Origin of the sequence: Methylococcus sp. S1M (assembly GCF_051295855.1) — a bacterium.
GTDB lineage: Bacteria > Pseudomonadota > Gammaproteobacteria > Methylococcales > Methylococcaceae > Methylococcus > Methylococcus capsulatus.
In genome coordinates, this window is sequence record NZ_JBPDXO010000010.1 from 52,708 (window position 1) to 73,199 (window position 20,492).

19 protein-coding genes are annotated in these 20,492 nt (G+C 62.6%); 10 read left to right on the plus strand and 9 right to left on the minus strand.

Annotation, left to right across the window (positions count from 1 at the left end):
• Window positions 1-37: 37 nt before the first annotated feature.
• The 3 genes from ACSHWJ_RS14510 to ACSHWJ_RS14520 are packed head-to-tail and all read left to right on the plus strand — an operon-like array spanning window position 38 to window position 6,267.
• Window positions 38-1,678 carry an NAD(P)-binding protein gene (locus ACSHWJ_RS14510; protein ID WP_010960098.1) on the plus strand — a complete coding sequence of 547 codons (1,641 nt, stop codon included), beginning with the start codon at window positions 38-40 and terminating at the stop codon, window positions 1,676-1,678.
• 5 nt (window positions 1,679-1,683) lie between these two features.
• On the plus strand, window positions 1,684-5,250 hold the full coding sequence (gene nifJ / locus ACSHWJ_RS14515) for a pyruvate:ferredoxin (flavodoxin) oxidoreductase (RefSeq protein WP_432539933.1): 3,567 nt from the start codon (window positions 1,684-1,686) through the stop codon (window positions 5,248-5,250).
• Window positions 5,251-5,265: 15 nt separating this feature from the next.
• On the plus strand, window positions 5,266-6,267 hold the full coding sequence (locus ACSHWJ_RS14520) for a dihydroorotate dehydrogenase-like protein (protein ID WP_010960096.1): 1,002 nt from the start codon (window positions 5,266-5,268) through the stop codon (window positions 6,265-6,267).
• A gap of 65 nt (window positions 6,268-6,332) precedes the next feature.
• Here ACSHWJ_RS14520 and ACSHWJ_RS14525 read toward each other — a convergent pair whose 3' ends face one another.
• Window positions 6,333-6,683 carry a ComEA family DNA-binding protein gene (locus ACSHWJ_RS14525; protein WP_010960095.1) on the minus strand — a complete coding sequence of 117 codons (351 nt, stop codon included), beginning with the start codon at window positions 6,681-6,683 and terminating at the stop codon, window positions 6,333-6,335.
• A gap of 176 nt (window positions 6,684-6,859) precedes the next feature.
• Here ACSHWJ_RS14525 and ACSHWJ_RS14530 point away from each other — a divergent pair, with 176 nt between their 5' ends.
• Window positions 6,860-7,267: a hypothetical protein gene (locus ACSHWJ_RS14530; RefSeq protein ID WP_432539932.1), complete on the plus strand. Its 408-nt coding sequence runs from the start codon at window positions 6,860-6,862 to the stop codon at window positions 7,265-7,267.
• A gap of 103 nt (window positions 7,268-7,370) precedes the next feature.
• Here the strand turns inward: ACSHWJ_RS14530 and ACSHWJ_RS14535 are convergent, their stop codons facing one another.
• The 3 genes from ACSHWJ_RS14535 to nifL form a co-directional block, all read right to left on the minus strand.
• The gene (locus tag ACSHWJ_RS14535) at window positions 7,371-8,132 is read right to left on the minus strand and encodes a hypothetical protein (RefSeq protein ID WP_017365055.1); all 762 of its coding nucleotides are present in this window, start codon (window positions 8,130-8,132) and stop codon (window positions 7,371-7,373) included.
• A gap of 178 nt (window positions 8,133-8,310) precedes the next feature.
• Window positions 8,311-9,846 (minus strand): nif-specific transcriptional activator NifA, encoded by a 1,536-nt coding sequence (gene nifA, locus ACSHWJ_RS14540; RefSeq protein ID WP_010960092.1) that lies wholly within the window; start codon window positions 9,844-9,846, stop codon window positions 8,311-8,313.
• Entirely contained in the window at window positions 9,839-11,374 is a 1,536-nt protein-coding gene (gene nifL, locus ACSHWJ_RS14545) for a nitrogen fixation negative regulator NifL (RefSeq protein WP_435920379.1), read from the minus strand. The genes nifA and nifL overlap by 8 nt, the downstream gene beginning before the upstream one ends.
• A 182-nt stretch (window positions 11,375-11,556) precedes the next feature.
• Between nifL and bfr the strand changes: the two genes are divergently transcribed.
• Window positions 11,557-12,021: a bacterioferritin gene (gene bfr / locus ACSHWJ_RS14550; protein ID WP_010960090.1), complete on the plus strand. Its 465-nt coding sequence runs from the start codon at window positions 11,557-11,559 to the stop codon at window positions 12,019-12,021.
• A 68-nt stretch (window positions 12,022-12,089) separates the two neighbouring features.
• Here the strand turns inward: bfr and ACSHWJ_RS14555 are convergent, their stop codons facing one another.
• The 5 genes from ACSHWJ_RS14555 to ACSHWJ_RS14575 all read right to left on the minus strand — a co-directional run bounded on the left by ACSHWJ_RS14555 (window position 12,090) and on the right by ACSHWJ_RS14575 (window position 14,024).
• Window positions 12,090-12,218, minus strand: a complete 129-nt coding sequence (locus ACSHWJ_RS14555) for a hypothetical protein (protein WP_256993108.1) — start codon at window positions 12,216-12,218, stop codon at window positions 12,090-12,092.
• A gap of 51 nt (window positions 12,219-12,269) precedes the next feature.
• Window positions 12,270-12,557, minus strand: coding sequence for a 2Fe-2S iron-sulfur cluster-binding protein (locus ACSHWJ_RS14560; protein WP_010960088.1), 288 nt, complete (start codon window positions 12,555-12,557; stop codon window positions 12,270-12,272).
• 251 nt (window positions 12,558-12,808) lie between these two features.
• Window positions 12,809-13,195: a Dabb family protein gene (locus ACSHWJ_RS14565; protein WP_256996408.1), complete on the minus strand. Its 387-nt coding sequence runs from the start codon at window positions 13,193-13,195 to the stop codon at window positions 12,809-12,811.
• Between the two features lie 42 nt (window positions 13,196-13,237).
• Window positions 13,238-13,555, minus strand: a complete 318-nt coding sequence (locus ACSHWJ_RS14570; protein WP_432539930.1) for a DMT family transporter — start codon at window positions 13,553-13,555, stop codon at window positions 13,238-13,240.
• A 4-nt stretch (window positions 13,556-13,559) separates the two neighbouring features.
• Entirely contained in the window at window positions 13,560-14,024 is a 465-nt protein-coding gene (locus ACSHWJ_RS14575; RefSeq protein ID WP_017365051.1) for an HMA2 domain-containing protein, read from the minus strand.
• A 21-nt stretch (window positions 14,025-14,045) separates the two neighbouring features.
• Here ACSHWJ_RS14575 and ACSHWJ_RS14580 point away from each other — a divergent pair, with 21 nt between their 5' ends.
• The 5 genes from ACSHWJ_RS14580 (at window position 14,046) to ACSHWJ_RS14600 (ending at window position 20,388) form a co-directional block, all read left to right on the plus strand.
• The gene (locus tag ACSHWJ_RS14580; protein WP_274517077.1) at window positions 14,046-14,180 is read left to right on the plus strand and encodes a hypothetical protein; all 135 of its coding nucleotides are present in this window, start codon (window positions 14,046-14,048) and stop codon (window positions 14,178-14,180) included.
• A gap of 474 nt (window positions 14,181-14,654) precedes the next feature.
• Complete coding sequence (locus ACSHWJ_RS14585; protein WP_432539929.1) at window positions 14,655-16,118, plus strand: TldD/PmbA family protein; 1,464 nt, start codon at window positions 14,655-14,657, stop codon at window positions 16,116-16,118.
• Window positions 16,115-17,479: a TldD/PmbA family protein gene (locus ACSHWJ_RS14590; RefSeq protein WP_432539928.1), complete on the plus strand. Its 1,365-nt coding sequence runs from the start codon at window positions 16,115-16,117 to the stop codon at window positions 17,477-17,479. Before ACSHWJ_RS14585 ends, ACSHWJ_RS14590 begins: the two co-directional genes overlap by 4 nt.
• A gap of 26 nt (window positions 17,480-17,505) precedes the next feature.
• Window positions 17,506-19,146 (plus strand): 2,3-bisphosphoglycerate-independent phosphoglycerate mutase, encoded by a 1,641-nt coding sequence (gene gpmI, locus ACSHWJ_RS14595; RefSeq protein WP_017365046.1) that lies wholly within the window; start codon window positions 17,506-17,508, stop codon window positions 19,144-19,146.
• A gap of 102 nt (window positions 19,147-19,248) precedes the next feature.
• Window positions 19,249-20,388: a hypothetical protein gene (locus ACSHWJ_RS14600; protein ID WP_432539927.1), complete on the plus strand. Its 1,140-nt coding sequence runs from the start codon at window positions 19,249-19,251 to the stop codon at window positions 20,386-20,388.
• The last annotated feature ends 104 nt before the right edge of the window (window positions 20,389-20,492 follow it).

Below are 20,492 nucleotides of genomic sequence, written 5' to 3' on the forward strand. Positions count from 1 at the left end.
GTTCGGCAGGCCCGCCTCAACCCGATGGAGAAACGCCATGAGCGGCCCCAAGTTCAGCGACATCACCCTCCCTCCCGATCTGACCGGTCACGGCAAAGGCACCGGCCCAGTGCGCCGCCGCCGTCCGATCTACGTCGACCTGCTGCCGCCCTGCAACAGCGCCTGTCCGGCCGGCGAAAACATCCAGGCCTGGCTGGCCGAGGCCCAGGCCGGCCGCTACCGGCGCGCCTGGCAGATCCTGATGCGGGACAACCCGATGCCGGCGGTGCACGGCCGCGTCTGCTACCACCCCTGCGAGTCCCATTGCAACCGCAACGAAGTCGACGAGGCGGTGAGCATCCATGCGGTCGAACGCTTCCTGGGTGACCTCGCACTGCGGGAGGGCTGGGAGGCGGAGACCGAGGCGCCGCCCAGCGGCCGGCGGGTGCTGGTGATCGGCGCCGGACCCAGCGGGCTGTCGGCCGCCTATCATCTCGTGCGCCTGGGACATGAGGTCGAGATCCACGAGGCGGGCCCCCTGGCCGGCGGCATGATGCATTTCGGTATCCCCGCCTATCGCCTGCCCCGTCGCGAACTGGAGCAGGAAATCCAGCGCATCCAGCGGATGGGGGTCAAAATCCGGCTCAATCACCGGGTCGATGACGTACTCGAGGAGCAGACCAATGGACGTTTCGATGCCGTCTTCCTCGCCATCGGAGCGCAGCTGAGCAAACGGGTCGAGATCCCCTCCCGCGATGCCGGCAAGATTCTCGATGCAGTCAGTTTCCTCCGTCAGTCCGCCAGCGGCGATCCGCCGAAACTGGGACGCCGGGTCGCAATCTACGGCGGCGGCAACACCGCCATGGACGCCGCCCGCACCGCCAAGCGCCTGGGTGCGGAAGAAGCCCTCATCATCTACCGCCGCGACCGCGAGCACATGCCGGCCCATCCGTTCGAGGCCGACGAGGCGCTGGAGGAGGGCGTCAAGATCAATTGGCTGCGCAGCATCAAGCAGATCGACCAGACCCACATCCAGGTCGAGGTCATGCGCATCGACGAACACGGCTACCCGCAGCCGACGGGAGAATTCGAGACCCTGGAAGCCGACGCCCTGATCCTCGCCCTGGGGCAGGACACCGACACCGCCTTCCTGCACAGGATCCCCGGAATCCGCTTCAAGGAAGACGGCACGGTGCTGGTCGACGCCAACCTGATGACCGGCAAGGCCGGCATCTTCGCCGGCGGCGACATGGTGCCCAGCGAGCGCACCGTGACGGTCGCGGTCGGCCATGGCAAGAAGGCCGCCCGCCACATCGACGCCTATCTGCGCGGCACGACCTATGCCCCACCCCCCAAACATCCCATCGTCGGCTTCGATCAGCTCCACGTCTGGTACCTGACCGAGGCCGACCAGCGCGAACAACCCGTGCTCGACCCGGTCGTGCGGGCCTATGGCTTCGACGAGGTCGTGCAGGGGCTGAGCGAGCCCGAGGCGCTGTTCGAAGCGCGGCGCTGCTTCTCCTGCGGTAACTGTTTCGAATGCGATGGCTGCTACGGCGCCTGCCCCGAGCAGGCCATCGTCAAGCTGGGCCCGGGCAAACGCTACCGCTACGACTACGACCGCTGCACCGGCTGTGCCGTATGCCATGAACAATGTCCCGCCCATGCCATTGAAATGATCAGCGAACCGGGAGCTTGAGACCCATGCATTCGACCATCGAAACCACGCTCGACGGCAATGAGGCGGTGGCTTACATCGCCTACCGGATCAATGAGGTCTGCGCGATCTATCCGATCACCCCGTCCTCCACCATGGCCGAGCTGGCCGACCAGTGGGCGGCGGAAGGCAAGACCAATATCTGGGGCAACGTGCCGCTGGTGGTGGAGATGCAGAGTGAAGGAGGGGCGGCCGGAGCGGTGCACGGGGCGCTGCAGACAGGCGCCTTGACCACCACCTTCACAGCCTCGCAGGGACTCTTGCTGATGATCCCGAACATGTACAAGATCGCCGGCGAGCTCACCCCGACGGTGTTCCATGTCGCCGCTCGCTCGCTCGCCGCTCAGGGCCTGTCCATCTTCGGTGACCATTCCGACGTTGCCGCCGTGCGCCCCACCGGCTTCGCCCAGCTCGCTTCCGGATCGGTGCAGGAGGCGCACGACATGGCTGCCCTGGCCCAGGCCGCCAGTCTGGAATCCCGGATTCCCTTCGTGCATTTCTTCGATGGCTTCCGCACGTCGCACGAGGTCAACAAACTGACCCTGATACCCGACCAGACCCTCCGGGCTCTGATCGACCCGGTCCGTGTCCGCGAACATCGGGCGCGAGCCCTGAATCCAGACAACCCCTTCATCCGCGGCACCGCCCAGAACCCGGACGTCTATTTCCAGGGCCGGGAGACCGTCAACCCGTTCTATGCCCGTTTGCCCGAAATCGTGCAGTCGCAGTTCGACAAATTCGCCGGACTCAGCGGCCGGCAGTACCGGCTGTTCGATTACTTCGGCGATCCCCAGGCCGAGCGGGTCGCAGTGGTGATGGGTTCCGGAGCGCTCACCCTGCGCGAGACCGTCGCCTTCCTGTGCCGGCGGGGCGAGAAGGTCGGCGTGGTGCAAACACGCCTTGCTCTGCCCTTTTCCGCGCCTCACTTCTTGGCTGCGTTGCCGCCGAGCGTCCGGGCCATTGCGGTGCTGGACCGGCTCAAGCTGCCAGGTGCCATGGGTGAGCCGCTCTATACCGACGTCGTCACGGCGCTGGCAGAAAGCGGATCACCGGTCCGGGTCATCGGCGGGCGCTACGGTCTCTCGTCCAAGGAATTCACGCCGGCCATGGCCAAAGCGGTGCTGGACGAACTGGCCCGGCCGCAACCGAAGAACCATTTCACCGTCGGCATCCGTGACGACGTATCCCACACCAGCCTGGATTACGACGAACGGTTCGAGATCGAGCCGGAGGACGTGGTGCGCGCCCTGTTCTTCGGCTTGGGCGCCGATGGCACCGTCGGCGCCAACAAGAACAGTATCAAGATCATCGGCGAATCCACTCCGCTTTACGCGCAGGGCTATTTCGTCTACGACTCGAAGAAATCCGGCTCCCGCACCGTCTCCCATGTACGCTTCGGTCCCCGCCCGATCGAATCGCCCTATCTGATCCGCTCGGCCGGCTTCATCGGCTGCCATCAGTTCAACTTCGTGGAAAAGATCGACGTGCTGGAGCACTCCCGCCCGGGAGCGGTGTTTCTGCTCAACAGCCCCTACGGACCGGACACCGTGTGGGACCACCTGCCCCGCCCGGTGCAGGAACGTATCATCGCTCAGAACATCGCTTTCTACGTCATCGATGCGTCCAAAGTCGCCGCGGAATCCGGCATGGGCAGCCGTACCAACACCATCATGCAGACCTGCTTCTTCGCCCTCTCCGGCGTGCTGCCGCGCGAGGAGGCGATCGAACGGATCAAGACCTCGATCCGCAAGACCTACGGCAAGAAAGGCGAGGATGTGGTCAAGAAGAACTTCGCCGCGGTGGACCATACCCTGGCGCATCTGTATCGGGTGGAGGTGCCGGCGCGGGCCACCAGCCGCCTGGAAATGCCGCCGCCGGTGCCGCCCGAGGCGCCGGATTTCGTCCAGCGGGTAACGGCAGCCATGATGGCCGGGGCCGGGGATACCCTTCCGGTGTCCGCCCTGCCGGTAGACGGCACCTATCCTTCCGGCACCACCCGCTGGGAAAAGCGCAACATCGCCGACACGGTCCCGGTGTGGGAACCGGACATCTGCATCCAGTGCGGCAACTGCAGCTTCGTCTGCCCGCACAGCGTCATCCGCGCCAAGTTCTATCCAGAATCGCGGCTCGCCGGTGCGCCCGCCGGCTTCAAGTCCGCCCCCATCAACGCGCGCGGCTTCCCGGAAACCCGCTATACCCTGCAGGTCTACGTCGAAGACTGCACCGGCTGTGGTCTGTGCGCGGAGGTCTGTCCGGTCCGCAGCCCCCGGGAAGCCGGCGTCAAGGCCATCAACATGCGGCCGAAGGCGCCGGTCCTGGAGCAGGAGCGCAGCAGCATCCCGTTCTTCGAACGACTGCCGGTCAACGACCGGTCGCGGGTGGACTTCTCCTCGGTACGCGGCGCCCAGTTCCTGGAACCCCTGTTCGAATTCTCCGGCGCCTGCGCCGGCTGCGGCGAAACGCCCTATGTGCGCCTGCTTTCCCAGTTGTTCGGCGACCGCCTGCTCGTCGCCAACGCCACCGGCTGTTCCTCGATCTACGGCGGCAACCTGCCGACCACGCCATGGTCCAAGAACGCGGAAGGCCGCGGTCCGGCCTGGTCGAACTCGCTGTTCGAGGACAACGCCGAATTCGGCCTGGGCTTTCGGCTCAGCGCCGACAACCATCTGGCCCTCGCCCGTCAGCGGCTGGAAGAACTCGGGCCACGGCTTCCGGCCGGGCTGGCCGACGACATACTGAACGCGCCGCAACGCGCCGAATCCGAGATCCGCCGCCAGCGCCAGCGCGTCGCGACGCTGAAGTCCGCCTTGCGGGACATCGACTGCGAAGCGGCCCGGGATCTGCTCTCGGTCGCGGACCATCTGGTCCGACGCAGCATCTGGATCGTCGGCGGCGACGGCTGGGCCTACGACATCGGCTCGGCCGGGCTCGACCACGTCCTCGCCAGCGGCCGGGACGTCAACGTCCTGGTACTGGACACCGAGGTGTATTCCAATACCGGCGGCCAGATGTCGAAATCGACCCCGCTCGGCGCCGTCACCAAATTCGCCGCTGCCGGCAAACCGGTCGCCAAGAAGGACCTCGCACTGCAGGCCATCGCCTATGGCAACGTCTACGTCGCCCGGATCGCCATGGGCGCCAATCCCCAACAGACCTTGCTGGCGCTCCGCGAAGCCGAGGCCTATCCCGGCCCCTCGCTGGTCCTGGCTTACAGCCACTGTATCGCCCACGGGATCGACATGCGGCAGGGCTTGAAACAGCAAGATCTGGCTGCCGCCAGCGGTCACTGGCCGTTGCTCCGCTACAACCCGGCGCTGCGCCGAGCCGACCGCAATCCCTTCGTACTGGACTCGCCCCGCCCCCGTATCAAGCTCAAGGACTATGCTATGAACGAGCTGCGCTACAAGATGCTGGCCCACGCCCGCCCGGCGGAAAGCGAGCGCTTGATGGCGCTGGCCCAGCAGGTGGTCGATCAGAAGTGGGAAACCTACGAGGAAATGGCGAGTCGCAGCGGCGCCCACTTCCATCCCGATGCCAGCCTCAAGACCCAATGACCGAGGAAACGCGCCATGGACCTGAGCACAAACTATATGGGACTGTCTCTGAAGCACCCCGTCGTCGCGTCGGCCTCCCCGCTTTCGGAAAGCCTCCACGGCATCAGACGGCTGGAGGACGGGGGCGTCGCCGCCGTGGTCCTGTTTTCCCTGTTCGAAGAGCAGATCCAGCAGGAAAACGAGGTGTTCTCACGGCTGCTGACCGCGGGAAGCGAAAGCTTCGCCGAATCGTTGAGCTATTTTCCGGCAACCACCGCTCATCATGCCGGACCGGAGCGCTATCTCGAGCTGATCCGGCGAGCCGTCGAAGCCGTCGACATTCCGGTCATCGCGAGTTTGAACTGTGTGAGCGACGAGGGCTGGATCGACTATGCACGCCAGATCGAACAGGCCGGTGCCCACGGCCTGGAGCTCAACATCTATGGCATCGAAACCGATCCCACCATCTCCGGCGGAGAAATCGAACAGCGCTATGTCAATAGCCTGACAGCAGTCAAGTCGGCGGTTCACATCCCCGTCGCCTTGAAGCTCAGCCCGTATTTCAGCGCCATGGCCCACATGGCCGTGCGCCTCGAACGAGCCGGCGCTGATGCGCTGGTGCTGTTCAACCGTTTTTACCAGCCGGACGTCGATGTCGAGCGGCTGGACCTCCACCCCTCGCTGGAACTGAGCAGCCCCAGCGAAATACGTCTGCCCCTGCTTTGGATCGCTCTGCTGCACGGCAAACTCCGCCTTTCGCTGGGCGCCACGACCGGCGTCGCCGGCGCCGGAGAGGTGGTCAAATATCTGCTCGCGGGCGCCGATGCCGTCATGACCGCCTCCGCCCTGCTGCGGCACGGACCCAGCTACGCCGCGGTGCTCGTGAAAGGCCTGGAGCACTGGATGGACGCTCACGGTTTCGCATCCGTCACCTTGCTCAAGGGAATCATGGGCCATGACAGGATCGCCAACCCTGCCGCCTACGAACGGGCCAACTACCTCAAAGTCCTGGACTCCTATCAGATGCCGCCCGTGTGAGGGGGGCGACATGAAAGGCGTGGCCGGGAAACCACGCCTTCCCGCAAGGAAAAAACGTCGCGGCTTCAGTGCCGGGGTTTCGCCGCCGGGGTTTCAGCAGGCGCCGGGGTCGCAGTCCCGGGGGGAGTGGCGGCGGCCGGCGCCGGCGAGGCCGCCGTATCGGCCTTGACGGTGATCTTGTCACGATTCTTGGCCAGAATGCCTTCCTTGATGCCCTTTACGCGCTTGAGGTCGTCGACTGATTTGAAGTTGCCGTGAGCCTCACGGTCCTTCACGATGGCCTCTGCTTTGGCTTTTCCCACACCGGTCATCGTCGCGGCGATTTCCTCGGCGGTCGCGGAGTTGATATCCAGCGGTTCGGCCCAGGCTGCAAGGCTGAATAACATGAACAAAAGCAAGGCGAACAGTTTTTTCATGTCAGTCTCCAATATGAGGGTTGCAGGAGTTTTTTACTATAGAAGGGGTTCTCCGGAAATCAATGTGCCCTTGTAGCCGGCGGGCGGGACTTGCCCTTCCCGGCCCTGGCTGGGTAAAGTGCCTTCCCTGTCGTAATCGCCAGATTCCATCCACAACCCTGTCCCGAGGGCACCCCATGGACCAAGATCAAGCTTTCCGCCGGACCCTGGCCGGCCTCACCGCAACCGCCGCGCTGCTGGCCGGCTGCGGCAGCGAAACCCCCGAACCGGCCAAGACTTCGGCGCCGGTCGCCACGACGAGTGCCGCTCCTTCCACGCCTCCACACATTCCGGTGACTCAGTCCGAGCACCAGATTTTCGAAAAACTTTATGTCGAGAAATGCATCAAGGGACAGCAAAACGATCCCGACAGCCTTGTCAAGGACGACCAGGAACTGGGGCGGGTGTGCGAGTGCATGGCGAAGGAGATATCGCAGCGGATCAGCAAAGCCGACGCCGTGCATTTCAATCAGAAAGGGGAATTCCCGTTCGACCTGGTCATCATGAGCAATCAGGCCGCGAACCACTGCCTGGGTTCTTCGTAAGATCTGCCGCATCCAGCCGGCGGCCCCATGAATCCCGGTCGACCGCCAGGCGCGATGGGTGCGCCGGGCGGGTTTTCGAGGACGGCCACCGCGGCGATGCTCCTCAAGGACCGTCGGGCAGATTGCCGCTGATCGTCGACTGTTTCCCTTTGAAGGTGACGGTGCCCGACACCCCGCCGTTGCTGGCCGCGATGTTGCCGGTGATCACGGAACCGGTGACGGTGGTGATCGAGCCCTGGGCACTCTTGAGTCCACCGCCGTCTCCGCCGGCCTGGTTGCCGTTCAATACGGAATTCTTGAGGTAGGCGGAACCGAAGCTGTAAATCCCGCCGCCACCGCCGCCGGCCTTGTTGCCGGTCACCTCGGATCCATACAGCGACAGCGTTCCCCAGCCGGAGGCCGAACTGTTGTTGTAGATGCCGCCGCCGTCCAACCCGGCAATGTTTCCGGTGACCTGAGACTGCTTCAGGGTGGTCGTGCCGTAATTGTAGATACCGCCGCCGTGATTCACGGCGTTGTTCCCGACGACCGTCGAACCGATCAGCGTCAGATCGCCGTAGTTGAGAATGCCACCGCCATCGCCGACACCGCCGCCACCGGTGATGGTGAGATTCTTGACCTTGACCCTGTTGGCCGCTCCCATGATGGTCAACACCGTCCCGCCGCCCGCCCCGAACAAGGTCGGCGCCGTGCCTTTGCCTCGCAGTTCGACGTTTTTCCACACCACGAAATGGCCCACACAGGTGCCCGATATCTCCAGAGTACCCCCCGACTTGATGGCATCCAGCTCAGACTGGAGATTGGTCGGACAATAAACCCGCTTGGCCAGTGCGGGCTCGGCCACCGACGCCAGGAGGAGGAGCACTACCCCGGAGCGGGGTCCTATCCTTGAGATTCCACTGGGCCGTCTCACCTGACGCAGTCCATCGTTCATAACCACCTCGCATTGTTCTTGGGAAAGGCGCGCGGACCGGCCAGCGGCACGCACGGACGAGGGCCTGCCGACATGTACAGCACGTCTCGATACGGCCCCGCCGCGAATTCTACAGGTGTTTCATGTGGATATTCAGGATTTTGACACGGTAGGCGATCTGTCTCGGCGTCATGTCGAGCAGGCGTGCGGCTTTCGCCTGCACCCAGCCGCTCTGTTCGAGTGCAGCGATGATGCGCTCCCGTTCATCCAGGTTCTCATCACCCAGGTCGACTTTGTAGGAAGCCACATCGGCCACCGTCGTCAGCTTCTCCTTGAGCCCGGTCATGCCGATCACCTCACTGTCGATGACCCCTTCACGGCTCATGATCGCCGCGCGTTCGAGCAGGTTTTCCAGTTCGCGCACGTTGCCGGGCCAGTCGTGCCGCATCAGCGAACGGATGGCGCTCTCCTTGATTTCCAGAAGCCGGCCGCCCTGGTTGCGGGAGATTCTGCCCAGCAGGAAGCGGGCGAGCTCCGGAATGTCCTCCTTGCGCTGCCGCAGAGGAGGCATCTGGATGGGCATCACGTTGAGACGATAATAAAGGTCCTCACGAAATGCCCCTTCTTCCACCGCAGACTCGAGATCCCGGTTGGTCGCCGCAATGATCCTCACATCGACTTTGAGCGTGTGGATGCCGCCGACCCGTTCGAATTCACCCTCCTGCAGCACCCGCAGTAGCTTGGCCTGGAAAGCCGGTGAAATCTCGCCGATTTCATCCAGAAAAAGGGTACCGTGGTTGGCCAGCTCGAACCGCCCCTTGCGCTGGTTGACGGCGCCGCTGAAGGCGCCTTTCTCGTGGCCGAACAGTTCCGACTCCAGCAGGTTTTCAGGCAAGGCGGCACAGTTGAGCTTCACGAAGGGGCCACTCGCCCGGGGCGAATTGAAGTGGATCGCGCTGGCGATCATCTCCTTGCCGGTGCCCGACTCACCCCGGATGAGCACCGTCGTGTTCCATTTCGCGACCTGGCGCACGGTCTCGAAGACACGCAGCATCGGCGGCGTCCGGCCGATGATGTTCTCGAATCCGTAATTCGAGCGCAGCGTCTGTTGCAGCTGCTCGCATTGGGTCGTGAGATCGCGCTGCTTCTGTTCCATCCCGCGCAGCAGGCCGACGCTCTGCGCGACCAGATTGCTCACCATCTCCAGGAACCTGGCGCGCTCGCCCAGCAGCTCACGCTCGCTGGGCTGAGCCGCCAGCACCCCGAGCAGTTCATCCTTGCCCACATGGATGGGCGAGCCGATGAAGGGCAACTCCGGATCGTAGAGACCGAGGCGGCCGAGGAAACGCGGCTCGTCAGCGATGCGCTCCACCACAATGGTGCAGTTTGCTTCCAGAATGGTGCCGATCAGTCCTTCGCCCGGCTCGTAACGCACCGGCTCGTTGGAAGTCCGCCCGGCTTCGCCCCGCCGCAGTACCGCCAATACCAGCGCATCGGTTTCCGGCTCCCGCAGCGCGATCATCCCGGAACGCAGATCGGCCTGCTCGTGCAGGACGTTGAGCACACCCTCCAGCCTGCCCTTGAGATCGGCCGTGCTGTTCAACACCTGGCCGACCTGATAGAGGGCGTCGAGCTCCCGCTCGATCAATGTGTAGCGATCAACCATGGGAAACCTTCGCAGGCCGCTCCGGTTGCGTCTGTCTGATCTCGAACTGCATATGGATGCGGCAGCCCTCCTGGTAATCCGGATCGATGCGGATCAGACCGTTGTGCTGGTTGACGATCTCGTGCGCGACGGCCAGCCCCATGCCGACGTGCTGGCGCCCCAGGCTCGCCTTGGTGGTGAAGAACGGCTCGAACACCTGGGTCCGCAGCCCCGCCGGTATCCCCGGACCGGTATCCTCGATGGTGATGTGGATCAGCTGATCACGCGTCCAGGTGAGGATGCGCAGCTCCCGCCGCCTGGAATGCGCCATGGCATCGATGGCGTTTTCGATGAGCTGTTTGAACAGCGAGCGCAGCCGGTTCTCCGAACCTTTCAGGCTGGGCAGGACCGGAGTCGGCACCCATTCCACCACGATGCCGCTAGCGAGCAGACGTTCGGTCAGCAAGGTGATCGCATCGTGCAGCACCTGGTTCAGGTTGACGGGTTTGAACGCATTGTTGTCGCTATGGGGGATGCATTTCTCCAGGGTGCAGATGGACGCTTCGCCGGCCGCCATGACCTGCTGCAGGAGGTCGCGCAGCGCCACGTTGCCGGCGTCGTCACCACGGCGGTCCAGGATGTTCTTGGCGGCGCCGATCAGGTTCAGTGGCCCCTGGATCTGGTGGATGGCGGCGAACAGCGTTTCCTTGAGGCTCTCGAGCTTTTCCTCCTCGGCCATCAAGGCCTGAAGCCCCCGCAGGCGGTATTGTTCCTGTTGCTTTTTCTGCTGGGTGATGTCGTCCACCGTCAGCAGCAGATAGCCCTTTTCCGAACCGGAGAAAAATCCGTCGACCGATCCCTCCTCATGGCGGAACCACTGACCGGCACAGGAAAACCAGCGCGAAGGTCTGCCGCCGCCGGGATCGAAACGCAGCTCCAGATTCCTGAACGCCTTTTCGCGGTGCCAGAAATCGTTCCAGTCCTCCCCGGATTCCTCGCGCAGCAGTTTCAGGAACAACAGCGCGGGTTCCTCGACTTTCAGATCGCTCGCCAGCGCCTTGTACATCAGATTATCCAGAACGATGCGGCCGTTCTCGTCGATCAGCACGGCGGACACGGGAATCGACGCCACCACGGTTTCCAGGAACAGAGTCTGCTGGCGCACCTGCTGTTGCAGCAGATACTCTTCCGTCACGTCGCGGTGCATACCGATGAAATGCGTGGTCTCGCCCGCTTCATTCAGCATCGGCGCCACGGTGAGATCGGCGAGATAGCGCCGGCCGTCCCGGTGGCGGTTCAGCAGGCGCCCTCGCCACGGCTGCTGGCGGGTGATGCAGCCCCACAGTTCCTGATAGACCGCCGGCGGCGTACGCCGGTCCGAGAGCATCGATTCGTTGCGTCCGATGCACTCTTGTGGTGCATAGCCGGTGATCTCACTGAACGCGGCGTTGACATACAGGATATTGGCTTTCAAATCCGTGATCGAAATCGCCACCGGCGCCTGGTCTACCGTTGCGCGCATCAGGGACGACGGCAGATCGCGATCCACGGGGCATTCAGAATTCGACAAGTCTATTGGCACGGCAATCCCTCCTTCGATACCCGTGAGGCAAGATATGTGCCCGTGAGGCTCCTGCGGCGAACTCCCCGGTATCCGCGACCGCCCTGGCCACTACCGGTAGCCGACGGCCCCGGTTACACTACCCGCGTTCCCTCCACGGAGTACCCGAAATGAAAGGCGACACTCAAGTCATCGAATACCTCAACAAGGTTCTCACCAACGAACTGACCGCCATCAACCAGTATTTTCTGCACGCCCGAATGTTCAAGAACTGGGGCTTCGGTAAGCTCAATGAACACGAGTACAAGGAATCCATCGACGAGATGAAGCATGCCGACCGCCTCATCGAGCGGATTCTTTTTCTCGAAGGACTGCCGAATCTGCAGGACCTGGGCAAACTCAAAATCGGCGAGAACCCCGAGGAAATGCTGCGCTGCGACCTTCAGCTCGAACAGCAGGCCCTGCCCTTGCTGAGAGATGCCATCGCCTTCTGTGAAGAACGCGGCGACTATGTCAGTCGCGAGCTTTTGGAGGACATCCTCGAGAGCGAAGAGGAACACGTAGACTGGCTGGAGACCCAACTGGAGCTGATCGGCAAGGTGGGTCTGCAAAATTATCTGCAATCCCAGATGTGAGTGGCCCAAGCGCAGGTCTCCTGCAAGAAGGCCGTTCTCTCGATGAACGGCCTTCGTCGCCGAAATCCTCAACCCTGCTGTCGTTCCATCCGCGCCCGCCTGAAAACCTGGCCAAAACAGAGGCGCAGAACGCCATAGGCGCTCAGGACGACCAGCATGACCACCGTGATTTCCAGCCAGTTCATCTCGTATGTCATCGTACTGTCCCCCGGCCAATGAGAGAAAAGCCGCTTTCGGTCGTGTTGGAATCAGGCAGGCCTGACGGAAATCTCACCGCCCAGCACTTGCGCCTGGCAAGCCAGCCGGTTGTTCTTCCCAGCCATGATTTCCCGCAGGATCTTGTCTTCCAGGACGGAGGGTTCGCTCAGATCGTCCGCCCCGGTTGTGACCACCATGAGACAGGTGCCGCAGTCTCCCTCCCGGCAGCCGTAAACGATCCCTGCCCCCACCTTCTCCGATATTTCGATCATTCGAGTCCCGGCCGGGACGGTGACCGTGACACCGATGTCTTCAAAGGTGACAGTGGCTTTGGCCATCGCTGGGAACTCCCGCATCGCTTGCTTGCGCGCAATCAAGCAGACGTCGTGCCAAGGAACAATCTTTCTTTATTTCATGAACTTGGGGTCTTGCCGCATGTCGGACTTACGACATGCAATCCTCGCTGCTTGTCGCAAAACCAACAGCTTCCGCAGCAAGGGAGGGCGTTTGGATCGCGCCGACACCGCGGTGATGCCGGCGGAAAGAAGAGGCTCGAGCTTGAGGCGACGGGGCAGACTGCCGCGGATCCTCAGTTCGACTCCTTGAAATCGTAGACCACGGCTTTTTCCACCAGCGGCTTGAGGGACTCTTCGATCACTTTCCGATGTTCGGGATGCGCCAAATAGTCCTGCAGCGCCTGTTCGTTCTCAAAAGTGGCGACTATGCCGACATCGTAGGAACCGTCGACTACGGCTCGGTCCCCGGCCAGCACCGTTCCCACCTGATAGCTGAGAACCATGGGCAAGTGGCCAAGACGCCGGCTGTTCTCGATGTACTGCTGCCGAGCGGCCTGGCTGCCGTGGTCCTTCAGCCACACGATGACCACGTGCTGCACCCGTCCTCCATCCGCCGCAGCCATGGCGGGACACACCCCGGCGAGCAGCATCGCCCCCGAAATACATATCCGCTTGAACATTGTCTTACCCCTCGTTGTGTTGAAAAACCTGGACACCCGCACTCAATGCGCCAGCTTGAGTGTCATCACACCGGCGACGATCAGCGCCGCCCCCAAGTAACGTCCCGGGCTGGCCGCATCGCCGAAAAACCACACACCGACGAAAAAGGTACCCGCCGCTCCGATACCGGTCCATACCGCGTATGCCGTGCCCATGGGAATCTCCCGTTGCGCCAGCCACAGGAAAATGCCACTCAGCACCATACACAGCACGGCCAGCACCAGGCCGGCCAGTCGCGTGCCTTCGGTTTGCGACAGTTTGAAACCCAGCGGCCAGCCGATTTCCAGGCAACCGGCCAGGATCAGATAGGCCCAGCTCATGCGCTCAGCGGCTCAGCTTCCAGACCAATACCCCCAGTGCGATGCCGGCTCCCAGCAGCCGAAGCACGTCGTAAGCGAGGTCGTTTTCGGCCGCCGGCACCTGCCTCCGCCCCCACAGCGAACGGACCGCGTCTGCAGGCGAAAGCCCTACCAATGCGAACAATCCTTCTACGTCGCCCGCCTCGATGTCGACGGCGATGAGGCCCAAAGCCGCCGCCAGTTCAGCAAAAAAAGTAAGCGACTCCACGGCCTTCGAACGATAGTGCAGTGTTATGCTGCCGGTCGCCGGGTTGACCGCGGCATGATGGATTCCCGCCACTTTGGAGAGACGTGCGGTGAGCTGCTCCGCCTCATGCGGTCGCCCCTTCAGGCGTTCCGACTTCAACCGGATGCGGCCAGGCACGGCGTGCGTCACGAGCAGGCCGTGCCCGGGAGAACCCTGATGGTTGCCGTCCTGCCCGTTCGTCATGGGAACCTCTCCCGATGAATCATGGAAGCCCACCCGCCGGAGGCCAACTGGTCGCCCGGCTGCACCGACTCCAGCCGGCACGCCATCGCGGGCGCCGCCGTGGTCTCCTCCGCCTCCTTCCAAGCGGCTAAATCCTTGTCGGCGACCGGTGAATAGGCGCCCGGCCGACCACCGTATGCCAGACCCCGCCGGAATTTCGACGGCGCAGTCGCCGCTATCCGCCCGAAGATCGAGCCTTTCGGCGATGCGGCCACGATCATCGAAACACGATACCGAAAATGCCCACTGCGCCACGACCATCGGCTCCCAGCCGTCGGGACGGGAATGACGGTGCGGTCGAGGAGCAGGTACCGGCTTCCATGGCGTCGAACAGGCACTGGACAGAACCCCCTGACACCGGATGAACTTCGGGATTCTTGCGCAAGCGGGCCGAACGCGCGGCTTCTTCGCTCGGTCCGGCCAGCATTCCGGCCGTGATAAGGCTTCATTAGAGGCATATGTCGGCGAACCGTGAACGTGCATTCACGGCGCCAGCGTATCCCGGCCGTGGGAATCGCGCAATCCTGCCGTCCTGAAACTGATAGAATCCGCCGCAGCCCCACGGACCCGAATTACCCTCCTCTGGCCGCCATGAACGCTCCCGAAGCCGCGCCCGCCGAATTCGACCCGGTGTCGGCGCTCTCTGCCATTGCTGGCGTGGCCGACTGGATCGGTCTGCGCTTCGTCGAAGAAGTCAGCCAGCACCGCTCCGTCCGCAACGGCAAACCGGAGCGGAACCAGGTGCATGTGAGGCGGGGCGCAATGGTCGAAGCCGTGGTGGAAGGCAATCTGGCCTATGCGGCGACTCCCGACCTGTCACATGCCGGCCTGCAAGACGCGGCAGGCCGCGCTGCTCGGCTGGCACGTGCGGGTGCCCGCCATGCGGTAGCGGCTTTTTCGCCCGGCCTGCGCCCCGCCGTGTCTGGCGCTTTCGCCGGCCCTTGCGCGCAGTGTTTCGACACCCTCTCCCTGGAAGAACTGACGGCCAGGTTGATCGCCGCCTGCTCCCGGCTACGGGTGTCCGGCGACATCGTCGAGACAATGGCGGAAATCACCCTGACCCAACATTCGAGCCGCTATGCCACCTCCAGCGGCACGGACATCGCCCAGCGCTTTCACCTGGTGAGCCAGAACTTCGTCGCCACGGCCCAGGACGGCCCGGAAATCCAGCGACGCTCCCTGAACGGCCCGGTTGCCCGCTGCCTGCAGGGAGGACTCGAAGTGTTGGACTTCGACTGCATCTACCAGGAATGCGAACGCGCCGGCCGGGAGGCGCTGGAACTGCTGGCCGCGGAAGACTGTCCGGGCGGCACCCGCGATCTGCTGCTGGCGCCGGATCAGATGCTGCTACAGATCCACGAATCGGTCGGCCATCCTCTCGAACTGGATCGCATCCTCGGCGATGAGCGCAATTACGCGGGCTGGAGCTTCGTCAAACCGGAGGATTTCGGCCGACTGCAATACGGCTCGCCCTTGATGAACATCAGCTTCGACCCCACTCTCCCGGGCGAATTCGCTTGCTACGGCTTCGACGATGGGGGCAACCGTGCCCATCGCGAATACCTGATCCGAGGCGGCCTGCTACTGCGTGGGCTCGGCGGCCTGGAAAGTCAGGCGCGGCTCGGCCTTCCCGGCGTCGCCAACTTCCGGTCGGCGGGTTGGAACCGGCCGCCGATCGACCGGATGGCCAATCTCAACCTCGAACCCGGCGGCAGTACCCTGGACGATATGATCGCCTCGGTCGAGCGCGGCATCTACATGAGCGCCAACCGCTCCTGGTCGATCGACGATTACCGGCGAAAATTCCAGTTCGGATGCGAATATGCGCGTCTCATCGAGGATGGTCGGTTAACCCGCGTGGTCCGGAATCCCAACTACCGGGGCGTGACCCTCCCCTTCTGGCATTCGCTGAAAAAGGTGGGGAGTCTCGACACCTTGGGCATTTTCGGGACCCCATTCTGCGGCAAAGGCGAGCCCCACCAGATGATCCGGGTCGGCCACGCCTCCCCACACTGCCTGTTTGCCAACGTCGAAGTCTTCGGAGGTGGCCGGTGAGCTTTGCCCGGGACACCCATCGCCTGCTTGAGCGTCTGAGCGACCACGCCTTCGCCGCGCTCCGCCCGGGAGAAGCACTCAGCTTGAGCCTGTCTGCAGAAAACCAGACCTATCTCCGCTTCAATACGGGCAAAGTCCGGCAAGCGACCGGCGTCCGTCAGTGGCGGCTCGAGCTCGATTTCCGGGCCCGGGACCGCCAAGTCACATTCACGACGGACCTCTCCGGCCGGGTGGATCGGGACCACCGCGATCTCCATGCGCTGCTGGCTCGGGCCCGCTCTGACGCCGCATCCCTGCCGCCCGATCCTTTCGCCGCACCGCTGGAAAATCCCAGTCAGAGCGAGGAGTGGCACGAGGTCGCCACCCCCGACCCGGCGGAAGTCATCGAACAGATTGCCGTCGCGACCGCCGGTACGGATTTCGCCGGGCTATTCGCCGCCGGCCCCCAGATTCGTGCGGTACGGAATTCCACGGGGCAGAACCACTGGTTTGCGACATCCGGCTTTTTCCTGGACTACTCGCTGTTCACCGTGAATTCTGCGGGCGAAAACAAGGCCGTCAAGGGCTTGCTGAGTGGCACGGGCTGGCGTGCCAGCGAACTCGCCCTTGCGATCGAAGCAGACCGCCACCGGCTCGATCAATTGCGTATGCCTTCCAGGACGCTGGCGCCAGGCGAATATCGCGCCTACCTGGCCCCCGCCGCCGTGGCCCATGTCGTCGAGCTGCTGTCCTGGGGCGCGGTCAGCTTCGGCGCATGGAAGAAGGGCGGATCGGCCCTGCGGCGCTGGATCGAGGGAGAAGTGCCCTTGTCCGAGCGGTTCAGCCTGAGGGAAAACTTCGCGCTCGGACTCGGCCCGAGGTTCAACAGCCTCGGCGAGCTGGCTCCCTTGCAACTGCCCATAGCCGAACGCGGCGCGCCGAAAAATCTCTTGACCGGGGCACGCTCGGCCCGGGAATACGGCGTAACCTCCAATGGCGCCGAATCCGGTCTGTGGTCGGAAGAGCAGCTGCGCTCGCCAGAAATACTGCCCGGCGATCTGCCCGAACGGGATGCACTCAAACGCCTGGATTCGGGCCTTTACATTGGCAACCTGCACTACCTCAACTGGAGCGACCTCAAGAGCGCCCGGGTGACCGGTATGACCCGCTACGCCTGTTTCCTCATCGAGCACGGCGAGATCGTCGCGCCCATCCAGGACCTGCGTTTCGACGACAGCCTTTACCGCATCTTCGGCACCGAACTCGAGGCACTGAGCGAGGAAACCCGGCTGTTTCCAGCCACCGAAACCTACGAGCAGCGCGCGCTGGGCGGCTGCAAGGTCCCCGGCATTCTGCTGTCCCGTTTCAGACTGACCCTCTAACCCGATAGCCCCCCACGACCCATCGCATGTTGAAAAAACACCCCACCTTTCCCGGCATCTCCGGCCCCATCGTCACTGTCGTCATGGACGGCTTCGGCTACAGTCCCAAGACCACCGGCAACGCCATCGCCCAGGCCTACACGCCGACCCTGGACCGCCTGCTGGCGACGTGCCCGCATACCCTCCTCAAGGCGCATGGCAAAGCCGTCGGCATGCCCAGCGATGACGACATGGGCAATTCCGAGGTCGGCCACAATGCGCTGGGTTCAGGCCAAGTCTACCATCAGGGCGCCGCGCTGGTCGCTGAAGCGATCGCCTCCGGTGCGCTGTTCGAAGGCACGGCATGGCGGGAAATCATGGACAATGCGCGGCAGCATGGCTCAACCCTGCATTTCATCGGCCTGCTCTCCGACGGTAACGTCCATTCCCACGTCGACCACCTCAAAGCGATGATCGTCCGGGCCAAAGCCGAAGGCCAACGGCGGGTGCGCATCCATATCCTGCTGGACGGCCGGGACGTGCCCGAAACCTCGGCACTGGAATATGTCGGACCGTTCGAAGCGTTCCTCGCGGAACTCCGGGACGAAACCTTCGACGCCCGCATCGCCAGCGGCGGCGGGCGCATGAACATCACCATGGACCGCTACGAGGCCGACTGGGGCATGGTCGAACGCGGCTGGCACACCCATGTGCTGGGCGAGGCGCGGCACTTCGAATCGGCGACCCAGGCCATCGAGACCCTGCGTGCGGAGCATCCCGGCATCATCGACCAAGACCTGCCACCGTTCGTCGTCGCCCACGACGGTGAGCCGGTGGGTCAAATATTCGACAAAGACAGCGTGATCTTCTTCAACTTCCGCGGCGACCGGGCGATCGAAATCAGCCGCGCCTTCGAGGAAGAGGAATTCGCGCCCTTCGACCGCGTACGCCATCCCGGCGTAACCTATGCCGGCATGCTCCAGTACGACGGCGATCTCGGCATTCCCAGACGTTACCTGGTGGCGCCTCCGGCCATCCATGGCACGATGGGCGAATACCTGGCAGCGGAAGGCATCACCCAGCTCGCTATCTCTGAAACCCAGAAATACGGCCACGTCACCTATTTCTGGAACGGCAACCGCAGCGGCAAGTTCAACGAGTCGCTGGAGACCTACGTCGAAATTCCTTCGGACAGGGTACCGTTCGAACAACGGCCGTGGATGAAATCGGCCGAAATCACCGACGAGCTGATCCGCCAGATCAAAACCGGCAGGCACCGCACCGTCCGCGTCAATTACGCCAACGGCGACATGGTCGGGCACACCGGCCACTATCAGGCGACGATCATCGCAGTCGAAGCCGTGGATCTGGCGCTGAGCCGGCTGTTGCCTGTGATCGATGCGCTCGGAGGCGTAGCCCTGATCACCGCAGACCACGGCAATGCCGACGAAATGTATGAGCTGGACAAGAAAACCGGCGAGCCCCAGCGAACCCCCAGCGGCGCGCCCAAAGCAAAAACTTCGCACACGCTCAACTCGGTGCCGTTCATCTATTACGACCGCCTTGACCGCGCCGTCATCCAAAATCCGGGCGATGCCGGCTTGAGCGCCGTGGCAGCCACCACGGTGAACCTGCTGGGATACGAGGCTCCGGACCTGTGGGACCGGGGACTGCTGGCATTTGGATGAACCACAGGGCGATCGAAGCGAAAACGATCGTTTCGCCGATCTCTTTCCGCCTCACCCGGGACATCCCCGACTCCCCACCACGGCATTTCCTGCTGTCCGATCATGAAAAACTTCCGCAACGCAATATACAAGCATGGACATACCATTGTCGTCTGCATGCTCGTCACGACACTGGTGCTCGCCGTCATCACCGTTCGTAGCGGCATCCTCGATCGCACCGACTTCAAGCAACAAGACCAGTTGATCCCCGTCGACGCCTCTGATGACCAAGCAATCCCAATGAACCTGGGCGTTTATGTGGAAAACATCTATAACTTTTCGCCCAACCAGAAAACGTTCGATGCCGAAGGATGGGTGTGGCTGACCTGGCCTCAAGCCGCCCAGGATATTTTTGCTGTGAATGGAATACCTTCGAGCCAGATGCTCGATTTCGTCAACTCGGTCAACGGCTGGGATTTCGCCATGACTCCCGAGCACAGTGAACCGATAAGGCTCCCGAATGGAAATTATTATCAGAATTTCCGTTACTCAGGGCATTTCTACGCAAACGAATTGAACTTCAGGCAATTCCCATTTCAGACCTTGCGATTGGCTCAAACCTTCGAACTGAATTCCGAAGATGAAGCGCTCAATGCGAAACATGTCCGGCTGATTCCGGACACGGCTGAATCCGGCACAGGGGAATACATCGACATCATGGGCTATATTACTCACGGCAGTGAAATCAAGACCTTCATTCACAATTACGGCACCAACTTCGGTCTGGCCGACAGCGATGGCGAACCGACCAAAAAGATCAGCCAGATACGTTTCGAGGTCATTTACAAAAAATCAATCACTTCATCGATACTCGAACTCTTTCTACCCCTGGTGACCGTCATGGCCTTGGTCATGTTCGCTCCCATGCTTTCTTCCTCGCTATGGGACGTCCGTCTCGGCCTCCCACCAATGGTGTTGCTGACACTCATATTCCTTCAGCAAGGCTATAAGACGGAATTGCCGGATCTCCCGTACGTAACATTCCTTGATACGATATATAACCTATGCTATCTCACGACCTTGATCCTATTCTGTTTGTTTATGTGGGGATCAAACAAGCTGGACGAGGCATCCGACGTGGAACGAGCCAAGGTGATCGCCCAAATCAACGCCATGGATCTGCGGTTTCAGATCGGTTTAACCATAGCCTTGATCGGCCTGGGAACCATCAACTGGTTCGTTGTCGGTACACAAACGCCCTAGAAAAAGGGCAGCCGCGGTAACGTTGGACCCTAAATAAAAACCCCGAGTTCCTGTGGAGGGACTCGGGGTTGATTGGGATGAGAGCCTGGCAGTTCCCTACTTTC